The 17111-nt window shown below is 24.8% G+C and carries 18 protein-coding genes; 1 reads left to right on the forward strand and 17 read right to left on the reverse strand.

Annotated elements, in window-relative coordinates; translation table 11 throughout:
- Positions 1–26: 26 nt before the first annotated feature.
- From murC to glmS, 3 genes are all read right to left on the reverse strand, one after another.
- Positions 27–1343: a UDP-N-acetylmuramate--L-alanine ligase gene (gene murC / locus AC1XWJ_RS04005; protein ID WP_483334614.1), complete on the reverse strand. Its 1317-nt coding sequence runs from the start codon at positions 1341–1343 to the stop codon at positions 27–29.
- Positions 1344–1460: 117 nt separating this feature from the next.
- Positions 1461–2387, reverse strand: coding sequence for a diacylglycerol/lipid kinase family protein (locus AC1XWJ_RS04010; RefSeq protein ID WP_483334615.1), 927 nt, complete (start codon positions 2385–2387; stop codon positions 1461–1463).
- Positions 2388–2520: 133 nt separating this feature from the next.
- A complete protein-coding gene (gene glmS, locus AC1XWJ_RS04015; RefSeq protein WP_483334616.1) occupies positions 2521–4320 on the reverse strand; it encodes a glutamine--fructose-6-phosphate transaminase (isomerizing) in 1800 nt (599 codons plus the stop codon).
- A gap of 477 nt (positions 4321–4797) precedes the next feature.
- Here glmS and AC1XWJ_RS04020 point away from each other — a divergent pair, with 477 nt between their 5' ends.
- Complete coding sequence (locus tag AC1XWJ_RS04020) at positions 4798–6129, forward strand: hypothetical protein (RefSeq protein WP_483334617.1); 1332 nt, start codon at positions 4798–4800, stop codon at positions 6127–6129.
- A gap of 250 nt (positions 6130–6379) precedes the next feature.
- On the opposite strand, the gene AC1XWJ_RS04025 is transcribed toward AC1XWJ_RS04020, so the two are convergent.
- The 14 genes from AC1XWJ_RS04025 to AC1XWJ_RS04090 all read right to left on the reverse strand — a co-directional run bounded on the left by AC1XWJ_RS04025 (position 6380) and on the right by AC1XWJ_RS04090 (position 17054).
- The gene (locus tag AC1XWJ_RS04025) at positions 6380–7327 is read right to left on the reverse strand and encodes an ISL3 family transposase (protein WP_483334734.1); all 948 of its coding nucleotides are present in this window, start codon (positions 7325–7327) and stop codon (positions 6380–6382) included.
- Positions 7290–7655, reverse strand: a complete 366-nt coding sequence (locus AC1XWJ_RS04030) for a transposase family protein (RefSeq protein WP_483334618.1) — start codon at positions 7653–7655, stop codon at positions 7290–7292. Before AC1XWJ_RS04030 ends, AC1XWJ_RS04025 begins: the two co-directional genes overlap by 38 nt.
- Positions 7656–7860: 205 nt before the next feature.
- On the reverse strand, positions 7861–9711 hold the full coding sequence (locus AC1XWJ_RS04035) for an ATP-dependent helicase (protein ID WP_483334619.1): 1851 nt from the start codon (positions 9709–9711) through the stop codon (positions 7861–7863).
- Positions 9712–9788: 77 nt separating this feature from the next.
- A complete protein-coding gene (locus AC1XWJ_RS04040; RefSeq protein WP_483334620.1) occupies positions 9789–10232 on the reverse strand; it encodes a hypothetical protein in 444 nt (147 codons plus the stop codon).
- 3 nt (positions 10233–10235) lie between these two features.
- Entirely contained in the window at positions 10236–10784 is a 549-nt protein-coding gene (locus AC1XWJ_RS04045) for an ImmA/IrrE family metallo-endopeptidase (protein WP_483334621.1), read from the reverse strand.
- Positions 10785–10918: 134 nt separating this feature from the next.
- On the reverse strand, positions 10919–11740 hold the full coding sequence (locus AC1XWJ_RS04050; protein WP_483334622.1) for a hypothetical protein: 822 nt from the start codon (positions 11738–11740) through the stop codon (positions 10919–10921).
- 17 nt (positions 11741–11757) lie between these two features.
- Positions 11758–12363, reverse strand: coding sequence for a hypothetical protein (locus AC1XWJ_RS04055; protein ID WP_483334623.1), 606 nt, complete (start codon positions 12361–12363; stop codon positions 11758–11760).
- A gap of 5 nt (positions 12364–12368) precedes the next feature.
- The gene (locus AC1XWJ_RS04060) at positions 12369–12662 is read right to left on the reverse strand and encodes a hypothetical protein (RefSeq protein ID WP_483334624.1); all 294 of its coding nucleotides are present in this window, start codon (positions 12660–12662) and stop codon (positions 12369–12371) included.
- 2 nt (positions 12663–12664) lie between these two features.
- Positions 12665–13093, reverse strand: a complete 429-nt coding sequence (locus AC1XWJ_RS04065) for a phage tail tip lysozyme (RefSeq protein ID WP_483334735.1) — start codon at positions 13091–13093, stop codon at positions 12665–12667.
- 12 nt (positions 13094–13105) lie between these two features.
- Positions 13106–13633 carry a M23 family metallopeptidase gene (locus tag AC1XWJ_RS04070; protein WP_483334736.1) on the reverse strand — a complete coding sequence of 176 codons (528 nt, stop codon included), beginning with the start codon at positions 13631–13633 and terminating at the stop codon, positions 13106–13108.
- A 193-nt stretch (positions 13634–13826) separates the two neighbouring features.
- A complete protein-coding gene (locus AC1XWJ_RS04075; protein ID WP_483334625.1) occupies positions 13827–14000 on the reverse strand; it encodes a hypothetical protein in 174 nt (57 codons plus the stop codon).
- Between the two features lie 11 nt (positions 14001–14011).
- Positions 14012–15943 (reverse strand): CD3337/EF1877 family mobilome membrane protein, encoded by a 1932-nt coding sequence (locus tag AC1XWJ_RS04080; RefSeq protein ID WP_483334626.1) that lies wholly within the window; start codon positions 15941–15943, stop codon positions 14012–14014.
- A gap of 67 nt (positions 15944–16010) precedes the next feature.
- Positions 16011–16499 (reverse strand): hypothetical protein, encoded by a 489-nt coding sequence (locus AC1XWJ_RS04085; RefSeq protein ID WP_483334627.1) that lies wholly within the window; start codon positions 16497–16499, stop codon positions 16011–16013.
- Positions 16500–16565: 66 nt separating this feature from the next.
- Entirely contained in the window at positions 16566–17054 is a 489-nt protein-coding gene (locus AC1XWJ_RS04090) for a hypothetical protein (RefSeq protein WP_483334628.1), read from the reverse strand.
- Between the last annotated feature and the right edge of the window lie 57 nt (positions 17055–17111).

The following is a 17111-nucleotide window of genomic DNA, read 5'->3' on the forward strand; positions in this document are numbered from 1 at the left end:
TATATTTTAAATTATAATTTATAGAATTACAATGCTTTTTCTTTAACTTCTTCTAAAAATTTTTGCTGATATTTATTAATATCTCCTGCTCCCATAAATAAAATAACGTGATTATCTAAAATTGATAATTTTTTTAGACCTTCTTCACCACTAATTACTTCAGCATTACCTATCGCTTTTCGTAAATCTTCAATAGTTACTTTACCTGATTTTTCTCTCGCTGATCCAAATATAGAATATAGATATACTTTATCAGCATTACTCAAACTCTCGGCAAATTCTTCTAAAAACGCCTCTGTTCTAGTATATGTATGTGGTTGAAATATTGCCACTACTTCTTTATCTTTATATTTTCTACGTGCTGTATTTAGCGTAGCCGTTATTTCTTTTGGATGATGAGCATAGTCATCTACTACTATATTATTTTTAAATTTATATTCTGTAAAACGACGCTCTGCATTTTTATATGTTAGTAATCCTTTTTGGATATCTTCTATACTTAAACCACAAACATGCCCCAAGATAATAGAACTAGTTGCATTACTTATCTCGTGCAAGCCGAAAACTCGCATATTAAACGTTCCAAAATACTCTCCATATTTGTATATGTCAAAAGTACTTCCTTTTTCATCAGTAATAACATTTCTTATAGAATAATCATTATCTTCATTAAATCCGTAAGAAATCATTTTAGAGCTTTTTGATTTTAGTCGCGATGCTAATCTATCATCTCCACAATAAATAACTGCTTCTTTTACTTGGTTAACAAAACTTTGAAATGCATCAAATACATCTTCCTCATCTTTAAAATAATCAGGATGATCAAAATCAACATTAGTTACTATTGCGTAATTAGGTCTGTAATGTAGGAAATGTCTATAATATTCACAAGCTTCAAAAATGTAAATATCTGGATTCTCTATGCCTACTCCTGTTCCATCACCTATTAAATAAGATGTAGGGACGTTTTCTTTAAAAACTGCACTTGCCATCGTAGTTGTCGTTGTTTTTCCGTGCGCTCCTGTAACGGCTACAGATTTTATTTGTTCAGACAACTCACCAAGAAATTCGCTGTATGTATAAATTTCTAAACCTAATTCTTTTGCTCTAACATATTCAATTTGATTATCATTAAAAGCATTTCCTAATATAACTATAAATCCTTCTTTTATATTTTCAGTATTATAATCTAATATTTTTATATTTCTATATTCTAATTTTTTTTGTGTAAAAAAGTATGTAGGTACGTCAGATCCTTGAACATAATGACCCATATCGTGCAATATTTGCGCTAATGAACTCATTCCAGATCCTTTTATACCAATAAAATGGTACTTCTTCATTAATAATCCTCCTAAGTTATTCTCCATAACTTTTATTGCCATTACAATTCTACATTATATTTTATTTTTTTTCAAGAAAAATGTAACATATTTGTAACATTAGAAAATATTTATTCTCTAAATCAAATAAAATGGATAAGTTGTAACAGATAATTTTAATTCCGTATTGTCTAAATTTCTTATTTCACCGTCAAACTGCAATAAACTTTTTGTATTTATAGATATATAAAATTTCTTACCTATAAATTTTTGCAATTTCTCTGTTTTCTCAAAATGTTTCTCTGTAAATAGTATGTGTGGCAAAATTTTAACTACATCAGCTATATTTACATTTTGAGCAATTATCAATGATATCTCATTATTATTCTTTTTAGCGTGTGGATTAATCTTTATTCCACCACCCAAATATTTGTTTTTCATAAATGTAGAGAACAATACGTTATCAAATTTTAATTTAATCATATCATCTATTACAACATCAATAGAAAATAATGCTCGTTTTTTGTAGGCACTCAATATTTTACTAATATAAGATAATCGACCTACCTTTAACTTTCTGTTATTTTTTGATATATTTACTAAATTCGATACTAAAGCATCAAACCCTATACCTAAACCATTTAATGCATATATTGTATCATTATTTATTGTTGCTTTTATTAATTCTATATTTTCTACTTGTGAATCAAACAATTTCTCAATAAATTTATTCTCATCATGTTCTAATTCAAGCGACCTTGCAAAGTCATTTCCCGTACCAGCTGGAAAATATGAAATAGGTACTTCTAAATTTTCCTCCTTTAAACCGGTTATGGCTTCGTTTAGTGTACCATCTCCTCCTACAACTACAATTCTATCCGTTTTTAAATTTTTTGTAGTATTAGCTACTTCTTTTATTAATGTTTTAGTATGCTCTGGATAATTAGATATATAGATTTTATACTTAATATTATTTTTGTTACAAGCAGATTGTAATTTTGATAATACACTTTTGCCTCTATTACCACCCGCATATAAATGTGTAACTATTGCTATATTTTTCATATAAATTCCTCTTATTAAGTACAATTATTTAAAATTATTTTATCACAAAAATATGTTTTGGTATAGTTTTATTGTATTCAATAAAAAAAGATTGAAGTAACAAAACGATACTTCAATCTAAAGTTAAATAAGTCTATTCTACTGTTACTGCTTTTGCCAAGTTACGAGGTTTATCTACGTCAAGACCTCTACTTGTTGCAGCATAATAAGCAAATAATTGTGTTACTACTATACTTACTATAGGGGCAAGTTCCTCATTAACATTAGGTATAGCATAATCTCCCTCACGTGCTAATTTTTCCAAAGTTATCACTAAAGTATTAGCTCCTCTACTTGCAACTTCACTTATGTTCCCACGAGTGTTTAAATCTAATTTTGTATTAGTAATTAATGCTACTACTGGAGTATTTTTTTCTATAAGAGCGATAGTTCCATGTTTAAGCTCTCCTCCAGCAAAACCTTCTGTTTGAATATAAGAAACTTCTTTTAATTTAAGTGCCGCTTCACAAGCACTATAATAATCAACTCCACGACCTATATAAAAAGCATTGCGTTCAGTAAATAATTTATCTGCTAAATTTTTTATTGTTTTTGCATCATCAAGAATTGACTCTATGGCATTAGTTACCACTGATAATTCTTTTTCTATATCTAGTTTTAGTTTGTACCCTAATCTATTTGCAACTTCATAAGCTAAAATACTTAACACAGCTATTTGAGATGTATATGCTTTTGTAGAAGCAACTGCAATCTCAATTCCTGCATGAAGTAACAATGTATAATCACATTCACGACTTAGAGTAGATGCGTCAACGTTAGTTAAAACTAAAAACTTGTAGTTATCATTTAACTCTCTAACTTTTGTTAATACTGCACGCAAATCTGCAGTTTCTCCTGACTGAGATAAGAAAATAAACATAGGTTTTTTCGATAAAATAGGTACATTATACGCAAATTCTGATGCTAAGTGAACTTCTGTAGGTATTTTTGCCCATTTTTCAAAATAATTTTTCCCTACTAAGCCTGCATTGTAGCTAGTTCCACAACCTATTATATAAAGTCTATCCGCTTGCTTAACGTTATTAATAATTTCTTCATCCATAGAAACATTTTTTCCATCAAAATATTTAGAAATTATGTTACGCATAGCGAAAGCTTGCTCATTTATTTCTTTTATCATATAGTGATCATAAACACCTTTATCTATTTCACCATATTTAATATTTGGTGTAAATGGTTCTCTCAAAATTAAATTACCATCTTTATCTTCAATATTTACACTATCAGCTTTAACTATAACTATTTCTCCATCATTTATTTCCAAAAATTTATTAGTATATTTAATCATAGCCAAAGCGTCACTTCCCACATAATTACACTCTGATCCTAATCCAATTAATAAAGGACTCTTATTTTTAGCTACATATAGAGTATCATCATCATATTTATCCAATAAACATAAAGCATACGACCCTTGCAATTTAGAAATAGCTTTTAAAAATGCTTCTTTAGTAGTAAGACCATCTTGAGCAAATAATTCTATTAACTGAACAATAACTTCTGTATCTGTTTCTGATACAAAGTTATGACCTTTAAAAAATCTATCTTTTAACTCTTGAAAGTTTTCTATTACTCCATTGTGAACCAAAGTAAATCTTCTACTCGCACTTTGATGAGGATGAGAGTTTGTTACATTTACCCCTCCATGAGTTGCCCAACGTGTATGTCCTATACCTACATTAAATACTAAACTCTCTGGAGTTAGCTCTTCTAAATTTTTTATACGACCAACTGTTTTTATAACTCTGACATCTGCATCTAAAATACCAGCTATACCACAAGAATCATAGCCTCTATACTCCAAACTGTTAAGTCCATCAATTAAAAAATCTACTCCATTTCCATTCCCTATATATCCTACTATTCCACACATAATTTGTTAATCTCCTATAAATTTCTATTTTTTTGTGCATAGTTAAACACTAAAAAATATATTAAAATTTAACCACACCGTAAAAAGGTTCGAAACCTTACAATATAAAGAGATAGCAACAATTTTGTTTTTTTGTATGTTACTTAACGAAACTCTTAATTCCGAAAAAGCATCCGCCGAATATTCGATAACTTTTTTCCTCGTCATCTAAACCTATTTCAACCGTTAAGACTTAGATCGGGCGCTATAATTATAAAAATAAAATCCCCCACTGTATATTTAATAAATATAATATACTACACCTAGTCATTAAAGTCAACAGAGCCTATTCTATATCAAGAAACTAAATTTAACATTAGTTGAAATCAATATCAATACTATATTCACACATTTTTCAAGAATAAAATTTTAATAAAATATTTATTAAATGTTTTTAGTATGATATAATTAAAGAAAATAACTTTTAAGGAGACAATTATGAAAAAGAAAAATATAATTATAGCAGCTGCCGTATCTGCTACTATTATTGGAGCAGGTGGAGCATACTATGGCTATACATATTATAATGATCCTGTCTTAAAAATAGCTAAGGCAGAAGCAGAAACTTTGGAAAAGATATCAGAATATACTAACGAACGTTTAAAAGAAGATATATCTTGGTTTGATAAAAATTCTGGAAAAGAAAAATCTTTAACTATAAATTCTAAAATAGAAAATACTAATGTCCAAGTGGATATGTATCAAAATCCTAAAGAAAATAAAGGATATATTTCTGCTAATATTAGTAATCCAGAAAATCCATCACAAAAAATTGATTTATCATTCTATGATAAAGATAACGATAATATTGTAGCAGATTCTAGTTTTAGTGATTACTCATTATCAATTCCAGAAACATTCATAAAAGAACAACTTAAATACCCAATATCTATGTCACCAGTTCCAAATAGTATTGATACATCTTATATAGATTCGTTAGATATTAGTGTAAATGAAATTACAAAAATATTTATTCCAGATAAAAATAATCAAGATTTAAAACTGGACAACAATGATATGATAGAAATATTAAAAACTATTCCTAAAGAAGCAGTTACTAAAAATGATAAAACATACACTGTAACACTTAATAAAGAAAGAATTGATAATCTATTTTCTAAATATGAAGAAATAGCTACTAAAAAAACTAAATCAGAATTTACAAAAAATTATGTTAAAGATTTAGTTAAAAATATAAAAAATGAAACTTCTAAAATCAAAGAAGATATTAAAATAGATTACAAAATAGATAAAGATGAAGTAACTAGAACAATTAGTTATAAAGATACTACAATAGGCAATAAACAAACAGAAACACAAACAGAAATTAAATCTAATGTATCTAAAGAAAAATTATCTCTTAGTATGAAAAACATTAACAACCCTAACGAATCGCTGCAATATGTTAGTGAAAAAAGTGGAGATAGCACCTATAAAGATACTGTAACATTTAATGGAGAACAAAATATAACTTTTGATACAAGAAAATCTGGTAACTCAACTATAACTAGTATGAAAATGCTAAATTCTACAGTAGATACTATGACACTGAAAACTACAGTTACTGATTCTACATTAACATATGAATTACTTAATGCAGGTACCCCTGTTGTAACACTAACTTACAACAATAACCCTACTAAACCAGCTGAAAGTAGTAAGGAAATAAAAGATTTGGCAGGTAAATCTTCAAACGAACAAAATATGATGTTATCAGAATTTGTTCAAAAAATAATGCTTAAAATGATATCAGAAAATGTGGACGAATAAAATAAAGGTTTTTTGTCAATAGATGTAGATAAAATTTTTTAAAAATTTTTAAATTAAATATATTTGTTTATTTAATAAATGCGCTTGTTGATATATAGCTTTTTGTATGATTTTATATTATTTATATATAAAAATACATAACTAAACAGACTTGTTATTTTCAAATTTTTTTGAAATTATTAAAAATATTTTAATTACTGGTTGAATATTTTTAATTAACAAGTCTATTCTTTTATTAAATTAATAATATTTACTCTAGTTTTTTCTTTGATAAGTAGTTAAATATAAGTAATATTCTAGTTCTAAAGTTTTCAAAATTCCTATATCCACAAGCATTCCTTTTTAACGCTTTTATTATTCTGTTTGCTGCTTCTAATTTTCCATTTGAATATTTATACATAATAGAATTTTCAATATAAGAACTATACTTATTTAAAGTTTTCACACATATTTTTAATTTTTCATTTTTAATAAGTTTATAATTGTTTTCTTCTAATAATTTTCTAAAGTGAACTATATCTTTATTATCTATCGCAAAATACAAATCTTGTAATATATAATAAGCATTCTTTAAATCTTCATTTAAGTTTAAAATATAATCTAGTATATCAAATTCATTATAAAACATAGGATAGTATTTATATTTTATATAATCTGTTGATAAATTCTTATACTTTTTTATTAGTTTTTTATTAAATTTCTTTAAAACCCTATATTCCAAACTATTCTTTTTATATTTATTCATTAAATTAATTCTTATATTGTCTATTACTCTGTATAATAAACCTACAATATGAAATCTATCTAATACTATTTTAGAATTTTTAAAATACTTGTTCGCAATATCAATATAACTATCCCACATATCCGTCACAAAGAATTGAACATCATTTCTTGCTTGTACTGTATATGTTTTGAAATATTTTATTAAATCATTTTTTCTTCTAGTAAAAATATAATCCTTAATAGCTCCAGTTTCTCCGTTTTGTATTACACAATTATATTTCCCTTTGTAAGTTCTAATACCTGAATTTTCATCAATACATAAAACTTTAGGCAATACTTCTTTATTTACTTTTATATTTCTTTTATTTATTTCTAAAACTCTTTTTACTGTAGATATAGACACATTATATCTTTTTGCGATTTCTGTCATTGAATTAGTTGTAGTAATTAAATCGTGTGTAATTGCTGTTATTACCTGTTTTGATTTTCTTGAATGTTTTTTTTACATCTTTACAATTAACCGAAAATACCGTATTACAATTATTACATTTACATCTTCTTTTCTTTAAATACATTATAGCTTTAGTATTTGATATATTAGATAATTGTATTTTTATTTTGTCTACTCCGTGGCTTCTTAAATCTTCACTTTTACATTTATAGCACTTTTTTGGTATATATAATAAATTAGCGTGTATTATATTAATACTTTTATTATTTTCTTTTATTTTTGATACATTTTCTATCAATATTCTTTTATCTTTTATATTAAATAAACTTAATAAACTTTTATTTTCCATAATAAGCCCTTTATTTTTATTGTAACACAAGTATAATTGTTATAATACATATATTTAGGCATAAAAAATAAGCCCACTAACTTATAGTGGACTTTAGGGAGTAATACTTAAAGGAGTATTACACAAATATGAAAACTTCTATTATTAATAATAACACATACATATTATAAATGCAAATGTTGTTTAAAAATATTAGTATTCTTTTCTAAAATATAAATCTACTCAATTCTTTTATAAACTTTGAATTTTTATCTCCAAAAATATATAGATTATCAATAGTACGTGTCATTGCTACATACAACAATCTTCTTTCTTCTTCGATAAGATTATTATTTGACAGTTCTAATTTATCGAGTTTCATATAGTTAGCTTTATATAAGTATGGGTAATTCGCATTTATATTTAAGATATATACGTTATTAAATTCTAAACCCTTGCTTGCATGCATTGTCATTATTTGTAGTTTATCTTTTGTAGCTACGTCTTTAAAATATTGAATATAATCTAAATACTCTTTTGTTGTTTTATACCCATTTCTTTTGTAGTATTCTCTTGATTCTTTTAAAAACTCCTGAAGATAATTATAATCTTTATTTTTTACTTCATTAAATAAGTCATCTATTATTTCTTCAATCAGACTGTCAAATGATTTTTCTATATTGTATTTATCAAAGAAGTTTGTAAATTCTTCCATTTTATTTGTGTATCTTTTTAATTTTTTTACCTGATATTTGTTATAATTTTCAATTATTTCAAAGTAAGTTTCTATTCCTAGATTTTTTCTAATATCGTCTAATACTTTAAAGAAATTTTTTCCTAAACCAAATTTTAAGTTTATAGCTGTTCTTTTTAAGTGGTAATTATTGTTTTTATTTTCTAAAAAACGTAATACGCTTATTAAATCTTTTACTACTTTTCTTTTATATAATGGGTAATCTCCTATTATTTGATATGGGATATTGTATTCTACAAGTTTTGTTTTTAACATAGTAAGCAAGTCAATATTTCTATTTCTTATTAATATGGCATTTTGATTGTAGTTATAGTTATTTTTATTTTTTAATATCTCATTTAATGTATATGTTATTTGATTGTTTATTTCTTTTTCTAGTAATATTTTAGGATATGTATTAGTTCTATCTGTTATAAGTGTTTTTTCTATTCGATTTTTATTTTGTTTTATAAAGTTTTCGGCTAGGTATAATATTTCTTTTGTAGAACGATAATTTTGTTCTAGCTTAATTACTTCACAATTAGGATATTCATTTTGAAATTGTTTAAAGTATTTACTGTTACTACCACGCCAACTATATATTGACTGGTCTTCATCTCCTACTACTAAGATATTTGTATTAGATGATATTAGTTTTATTAATTCATATTGATTTTTGTTTATATCCTGGTACTCGTCTATAAATATATGAGTAAATCTATTTTTGTATTTTTTTAATATTTCTTTATCTTTATTTAATAATTGTACACTTAACGCTATTAAATCATCAATTTCTATTAAATTGTTATTTTTTAAATGTATTAAATATAGTGCATATAGTGTTTCAATGGTTTTCTCTAAATCTTCTGCTTTTGATTTTATATAAAGATTATTTTTCATTAATGAAAAGTCTTGTATTAAGTTTTTAAGTGTAATCCCGTATTTATTAATAAGTTCGTAATTATCTGTGATTTCTAACATATTAGATATTGTTTTTTCTCTTGTTTCATCATCAATTATTGTTAGATTACTATATCCTAATTTTTTGTAGTTATCATTATCATAAATAATTGTTCTTGATAATTCGTGAAATGTATTTACTACTACATTATTATTACCTAATATAATATTAAGTCTTTCTTTTATTTCATTTACTGCTTTGTTTGTAAAAGTAATCGCAAGTATGTTACTTTGTATTACTTCTTTTTGTGTAACTAAATATCTTATTTTATTTATTATTGTATTTGTCTTTCCTGTCCCTGCGCCTGCGACAAGCATTATTTCTTTACTATCACTTAGTACAGCTTGTCTTTGTGAGGTGTTAAGTCTTTCTAAATATTCCATATTTTTGTCCTTTATATTTTTAAAATCTTTTTAAATTTCTAATTACTATTAAAATAAAAAAGTAGAGTTTTTACACTCTACTCCTTAAATTTATCTTTTTTTATTCTGATATTTTGAATATAGTCCGTAGTATCTTTAGTATTACTAAATAAATATTTAAACATTATAGAAATTAAACTAATTATACTTACAAACACTGTTACTGATAAACCTAGCAATAATTTTTCTCCGGGTACAAAATTTCTAGACACAAGTAGATAAGCATACATAGCTATCATAAGTATAAAGAAAATAGATATTAACCCAATAGAAAATTTTAATGCAAGTTTTCTAAATTTAATTTTCTCTAAAAGTTCTCTTTCTAAAATATTTTCTATATACCTAATATGATAATCATACTCCTCTTTGGTATCAAATCTATTATGCTTTTTTACAAGTTCTTTTATATTTTTATCAACTGTATTATTAGTATTTTTTGTTTTATTCTGCAATTCTTCAAATTGAAAAGTAGTTTCACTCATAAATTACCTCTTTATATCGTTCCACAATATATAAGCGGCAGGTTTGGAAATTTTAAAATTATTACTTATAAAAATTACTTGTGTCTCTCTATCTGTTACATTTAAATCTTCTTCTATTACCCTTAAAAATTCCTTTACTATCCTTTGTGGTGCTAAAAATTCAATAGCAAATTTATCTGCTTCTGCTTCTTTTTTTTGTTCTTCTAAATCATATTTATAATTTCTATATGATACTTCAACTAAATCATCATTCAATTTTTTATCAGGAAGCCAACCCCAATGTAAAAATATATGTCCTAATTCATGTGCTATAGTAAATCTTATTCTATATTCACAATCATTTCCATTAACTACTATTTCCGGTAAACCATTAACTATGTGAACATATCCAGAAATATCACTATTAGCGTCTATTTCTTTCATATCTGCATATTTTATTTTTATTCCAATTTTCTCAATAGAATGCTCTATATCTTTCATAACATTGTCTAAACTAAGTTCTGGTACAATTTGTCTTAATAAATTTACAAATTTTTCGTAATCAATAGGCATATAGATTCCTCCTTTATAAAATAATAATACTATTTTGTAACATTACTAAATGTTTATACAACAAAATATAATCAATTACTTTATTTAATTATATCATTCTTTTATTTTATTTTAAATATTTTCCTCTTAAATTATTAATGTTTATGTAATTCTCCGAAAATATCGGTAAATATTTTTTCTAGTTCATAATTGTCTATAAATAATTTTTGTATCTCTTGTTCTTTTGCTTGTTTTTCTTCTTTATATTTATTAAGCTCTTTTTCTGCTTCTTCTTTTGCTTTTGTAAATCTTTCTATATTAGATTTTTCATTTTCATTAGTAAATTGCTTTATTTTATCATCTGTATATTTTAATGTTTTTTCTGTTTCTTCAATATTTTTCTCTAGTATTTTAATAGCACCTTTTACACTTACTATATTATGTTCTAACTTTTCGTGTTCCTGATATTTTTCTTTTGTAATGTTTGTTAGGTCATATTTTTTAGCGTTGTGTATGTCTATGTTGTATTCTCTTGTATCATCTTTATTATCTTTACTTTGGAGATAAACTTTGAAGTTATCATCTACATATAAATTAGCTGTGAGTACTGCCATATGTTCGTTATTTTGAAATACATCTAATTTTTCTTTTTTGTTGTTTAAGATAATATAAAAATCATAGTTTGAAAAGTAATCATTGACACTTTTCGCAAATATTAACATTATTTTTTTATGTTCTCTATCATTTATTGTTTTGTAGTGTAAAAATTCTAATCTAAATTTATCATCATCTGTTTGTTGTTTAGTAGTTTCTACATTTACTATTTCTGTTTGTTGTTCTTCTTTTGGTGCTTCTTTTTTCTGTGAATAGTTAAATATTGTAAATATAATTAACAAGATAAAAAATATTAATAATATTATTGTAGTTTTGTTCTTTTTTATAAATGCTTTCATAATAGTTATAAAAAAATAAAACAAGATATTTCTATCTTGCTTTATATATACTCCTTATAGTTCTTCATTATATGTTTATACTGATCTATTAATACTCTTTTTAAATTTTCATCTTCCCATTTTTTTGAAAATTCAAATTCTAACATCTCTATACCAGTTACTAATCTATAATCTTTACTTGATATTTCTAAAACTTTTTTATTATTAAATTGATAATCTTCCCTATTATACAAAAGATACAATTTATATGTATTATTATAGTTTTCTAACAATAAAAAAGTGTATTTTACATATTTACGGTTACTTAACCATAAATATGTATCTTTTTCTAAATATATACTATCTTTATCTAAAATATCCAGCTTTGTTACATTATAATATTTATCAATCTGATATATAGACTTCAAATTATTTCTTTTGATAATATTTAATTTCAAGTAAAATTTTTCATCAAAATCAAATTTAGTTCTTTTATATAACTCTAGTTCTAATGTAGGTTCTATTTTATAATCATGTTCTTTTTTTATATATTCTTTTTGAAAGTTATTAAATCTTTTTTGTAGCCTGTAAACCACAAATGATAAAACAAATGTAGATAAAGATAATAAAATAGGTGTTATTTCTATAAAAATTTTATAGTATAGCAATGCGATTATTTCCTTTTGTAATATTTTCTATCTATCATTATATCATTTTTAATAAGCAAAAATATAGTATAAAATATTAATATAAATAAAATTGCTAAAATTATACTAGCTATAGTTTCAAAAATAATGCTTTCTTTAATTTTAAATACATCATATGCTTTACATATAAAAAATACAACAATTAAAGATAGTGATAATTTAAATAATCTATTTACTATAAAATCATATAAATTCTCTAATTCTTCCATATAATTTTCATATTCTTTATGTGTTAATTTTTTCTTTTGCTTTTTTAACATTTCTACCCCTTATACTTTTTATAGATTGCTTCTGCTTTTTGGTATCTACTTGCCATATTGACTATACCTGCTTTTTCATACTCGTTATGGAATGTGTCTGTTGCTTGGTATATATCTTTTATTTTTTTGTAACTTTCAACCCAACTCATACTATTCATTTCGTGCATTGAAAAGTTTAGTTGTGCAGTTAGTGTACTTACATCAAGGTTATTTTCTTTTGCCCAATTTTCTAAATTTGTACGTCTTTCGAAACTCCATTGTGCTAGTCCATATCCTATATTATTACCTATTTCTTGTATATCTGGATTCATTCCACTTTCGTGCATAAAATTACCTAATATTCCTGCAATTGCTTCGTCTGAAAATCCTTGTTTTTTGTAGAAATTCCACGCTTTTTCTATATTGTCATTCCCTGATAATTCGCTATCAATAGCATTAGCAACTCAACCTTTACCACTTTTTATATCAACGTTACTTTGTGTTTTATCACTAATACGTATTACATCGCCACTCCTTAATTTTGGAGAGCCTAAGTATATTGAACTATCTTCTGTCGCTAAGTTAGGGTAATTTGTTTGTACTTCAAAATGGACGTGATATACATTTGTTGCACCACTATTACCCAAGTTACCTAATTTTTCGCCTTTTTTTATTTCTTGACCTTTTGAAACAGTTGCATTTTTTAAGTGTCCATAATAGGCTACTTTGTCTATACTCATTCTTACGTGTACATAGTTACCCCCGATATCTGTATATCCTACATTTTCAACTATTCCGTCCGATACAGAGTATACCCCTACATCTTCAGCGTTAAAATCTCTAAAATTAACGGGTTGTACATCTATTCCAGTATGTCCTACTCCTGTACCTACATATAGACCTGCACCTGCCCCTGTTGCCCAAGCAGTAAACCCAAATTCTTGTAATACTACATAATCCTCTGCGAATATATGCCCACCGGCATTGATTATTTCACTACCTCAACCATTATCATTACTACTCGAACTAAGAGAAAGTATTAATATTATGGGCATAAATAAGAATAATAATATTGTAGGTAAGCACCCTATGGCTATACTTCTTTTTAATATTTTATTCATTTTATTTCGTCCTTTTATATAAAATAAAAAAGATAACAAAATTAATTGTTATCTTATGTATTAATTATTCGTTTAGTCTTTCATAAATATGATGAATTTGTATGTTTCTATTTTTCATTTGATTATATTCATTTTTTAAATAATATTGTTTAAAATAGATTGATAATATTGAAATTATTATCGCACATAAAGAAAGCACAATAGATATTATATTTAATACTTTGTTTGTTTTATTCATTTTCATCACTCCTACAATAAACCTTTTTCTTTTAGTAGTTCTTCATATTCTTGTTTTGTCTGAATGCTTTCTTCAGTAATATTTTGTTCATTAATTTGTCCTGAAGATATTTCGTCCATTTGTTTTTTAATATAGTCTGGTGTATTATATTCTACTCTACCACTATGGCCAGTATTTCTATATTGAGTATTCCTTGTTTTATAAGGATTTGTATTACCTTGTATTTCATTATTAAAATTATTTTGTGGTGTTCTTGAATTATAATCTGTATTGTTTTTATATGATAAATCATTTTTGTACTCGTTATAATTTGCTTTACTTTCTTCTAAATAATCATCATAGCTTGTTTTTTGATTTGTACGTACATAATTATTGTCATTAGCTTTATAATTATTATTTCTACTTTCTAAATTCGTATCTGCATTTTCTATATAATCACTTTGATTTTGTCTTACATAATCATTTATATTGTCATTATTTTCTAAATTAATATCTTGATAATCTTGTGTTTCTTCTATTTGTGATGTACGCTCTACAATTTTACCTTTATCATTTATTCTTTGTGTTATTTCTTGTTCTTCGTATGTTCCGTTATTAGCACTATTTATTAATTGTTGTTCTTTATCTTTTCTATCTTTTCTGTCTTGTAGATAATCATTTACTCCTTGTTTTGTATTTGATAAACCATTTCTAAATTTATCTAAACCTTTAAACCCTGATGATAAATCTTTTGTATATTGATTGTTCGCAAATGTACTGACTATTTCAGTTCTTTTCTTATATAGCGACATTATCGCAACTAAAAACATTATTGTTGATACTGAATATGTTGTTAATGCCGATGATGTTGTGCTTTCCATTATTTTTGAAACTAAAACCATTAATACATCTATAAATAATACTAATAACCCTAACATTGCTTTTAAGAGATACATTCCTAGTAGTTTTTTAAACATTATTACATAGTTACTACTCATTCCTGGTATCATTGACAACATTATCGCAAATGGTATTATTAATATATAAAATAGTATTTGTACTTGTATTATAAAGCTAAAAAATGCGATTATAGAAAATGGTATCATATATAATATATTCATCCCAATAGAAACAACTGCTGTAGTTAACTTGTGACCTGTTACGTAATCAGTTATATAATAATTTTGACCTTCTACCTTACCGTCATAATCTTCTCCTTTAAGCTCATAATCTTTTAAATATGTTTGCTTATCCTTATATTTTTCAAATCTCACTAAATTATTAATTCTTTCATCAGAAATACTATTTTTGTCTATTGTATTAAAATTTAATATCAAAAAAGGTTGTTCTACCATTTTTTCAAATGCTTTTTCTCGCATTAAATCCACACCAGAACTACTATCACTAATACCTGTTGTTTCTGTTATTTTACTACCACTACTTGCGATTATCCCTTGTAGTTCGCTTGATAAATCGTTAGCCGTTCTTATTATTGTACCTGAATTTGTAACCCATAATACACCTATTCCAATTACTATAAAGAGATTAATTGCTTCACGTATTCCCCTACCATTTTTAGTTAAATATCTTATTCCTATAAATAAAATAGCTATCCCAAATAATAACGCTCCTACTTGACCGAATACATTTTCATATATTCTACTAGACATATCACTTAATACATCTACTATACTATCCAATGCTTTATTATCATACAAATATTTTAAAAAGAAGTCTGTAATACTCGCAAACCATTTAGCTATTCCAAAAAACCAATTTGTTATATGATTAGCGTACACGGCAAAATTTACAGACCAATTACTATCATAAACATAACTTTGATATTGTTCAATATTACTATATTTATTATCAACACTACTCGTCGCATAAGCAATTAATATTGTACTAAAAAGTAAAATTATAGTTGATAAAAATATATAACTTATTCTGCTAAATTTTTTCAAGAGCTATCCCCCTTTCTACTCAAAATAAAAAAAGACAACAAATTTAATTGTTATCTTTAAAAATATACTATTGATTTTTCTTAAAATTTTCCATTTCTGCCTTTAATTTATCTTCTAAAACCTTTTTATTTTTTTCATCATCTGTAATATTATTTTCATCGTAAACAGACTTATTAGAATTTTTAACTTGTTTTTCTAAATCATAAGGCAACTTCAATATTTCATTTTCTTTAGTAATAATATAAAAATCAGTAGTTTTTATTATTTTAGAATTAGTATATTCTTCCAATGTTCTTTTTACTTCTGTTCCATTACTAGGCTTAAATGCATAAGAAATATACCAATACTCAAAAGAATAAACGTTAAAATTGCCTTTTACCTTTAATGTATCTATATTAACATTTTCATAAACCTTAATATTAATATCTTCTCTTTTTAATTCTGCTTTTTGTAAGACCTTATTTATTTCATCATCATATTTTTTACTTTTACTAGAACACCCTACTATCGTTACCACCAACAAAAAGGCTGTTATCATTGATATAATCTTTTTCATAATATAACTCCTTATATCTTATTTTTCATTCTAATTATACCAATAATAATCCTTTTTCTCAATAGTTTATATTATAATATATCTTATTATCTCTATAAAACACCATATTAGTATTGATAAAAATAGATATAACGTTAATGTAGTTATTGTACTTAATTTATATGTTACAAGTACCGATAAATATATTATAAATAAAAATATTATTGATACTATTAAACTTACAATTATACTTATTTTTAAAAGTCTATCTTCTTTATTGTTTTTCCTTTTAATAAATAATGGCGATAAAATCAACATTAATAAACCTATAATCAAAATATTTATTTCTAAAAAATCAATTTTAATATGTTCAATGTTTTCAAATTGTTCTTTAAAGTTTATTTTTTCTAAATATGGTACAAACTCATTTTTTATTTTTTGTGAAATATAGAATACTAATACTCCACTTAATCCTAATGAAAATAAAATTTTACTTATGTTATTCTTTATTATTTTTACATATTTTGAGTTGTTAAAGTTCTTGATACATACGTCTATTTCTTTTTTAATTTTCATTTCATCACCTACCCTTATTTTATCAATAATTATTTTTACATCAATAATTTTACTATT

Source organism: Gemelliphila sp. 1F1 (genome assembly GCF_056897515.1).

Excerpts from the sequence above, each read along its gene's own strand:
- AC1XWJ_RS04030 (WP_483334618.1), bottom strand. The coding sequence starts at position 7,655 with ATGGAAAATAAAAGTTTATTAAGTTTATTTAATATAAAAGATAAAAGA.
- AC1XWJ_RS04040 (WP_483334620.1), bottom strand. The coding sequence starts at position 10,232 with ATGAGTGAAACTACTTTTCAATTTGAAGAATTGCAGAATAAAACAAAA.
- AC1XWJ_RS04085 (WP_483334627.1), bottom strand. The coding sequence starts at position 16,499 with ATGAAAAAGATTATATCAATGATAACAGCCTTTTTGTTGGTGGTAACG.
- AC1XWJ_RS04075 (WP_483334625.1), bottom strand. The coding sequence starts at position 14,000 with ATGAATAAAACAAACAAAGTATTAAATATAATATCTATTGTGCTTTCT.
- AC1XWJ_RS04010 (WP_483334615.1), bottom strand. The coding sequence starts at position 2,387 with ATGAAAAATATAGCAATAGTTACACATTTATATGCGGGTGGTAATAGA.
- AC1XWJ_RS04090 (WP_483334628.1), bottom strand. The coding sequence starts at position 17,054 with ATGAAAATTAAAAAAGAAATAGACGTATGTATCAAGAACTTTAACAAC.
- glmS (WP_483334616.1), bottom strand. The coding sequence starts at position 4,320 with ATGTGTGGAATAGTAGGATATATAGGGAATGGAAATGGAGTAGATTTT.
- murC (WP_483334614.1), bottom strand. The coding sequence starts at position 1,343 with ATGAAGAAGTACCATTTTATTGGTATAAAAGGATCTGGAATGAGTTCA.
- AC1XWJ_RS04045 (WP_483334621.1), bottom strand. The coding sequence starts at position 10,784 with ATGCCTATTGATTACGAAAAATTTGTAAATTTATTAAGACAAATTGTA.
- AC1XWJ_RS04060 (WP_483334624.1), bottom strand. The coding sequence starts at position 12,662 with ATGTTAAAAAAGCAAAAGAAAAAATTAACACATAAAGAATATGAAAAT.
- AC1XWJ_RS04020 (WP_483334617.1), top strand. The coding sequence starts at position 4,798 with ATGAAAAAGAAAAATATAATTATAGCAGCTGCCGTATCTGCTACTATT.
- AC1XWJ_RS04035 (WP_483334619.1), bottom strand. The coding sequence starts at position 9,711 with ATGGAATATTTAGAAAGACTTAACACCTCACAAAGACAAGCTGTACTA.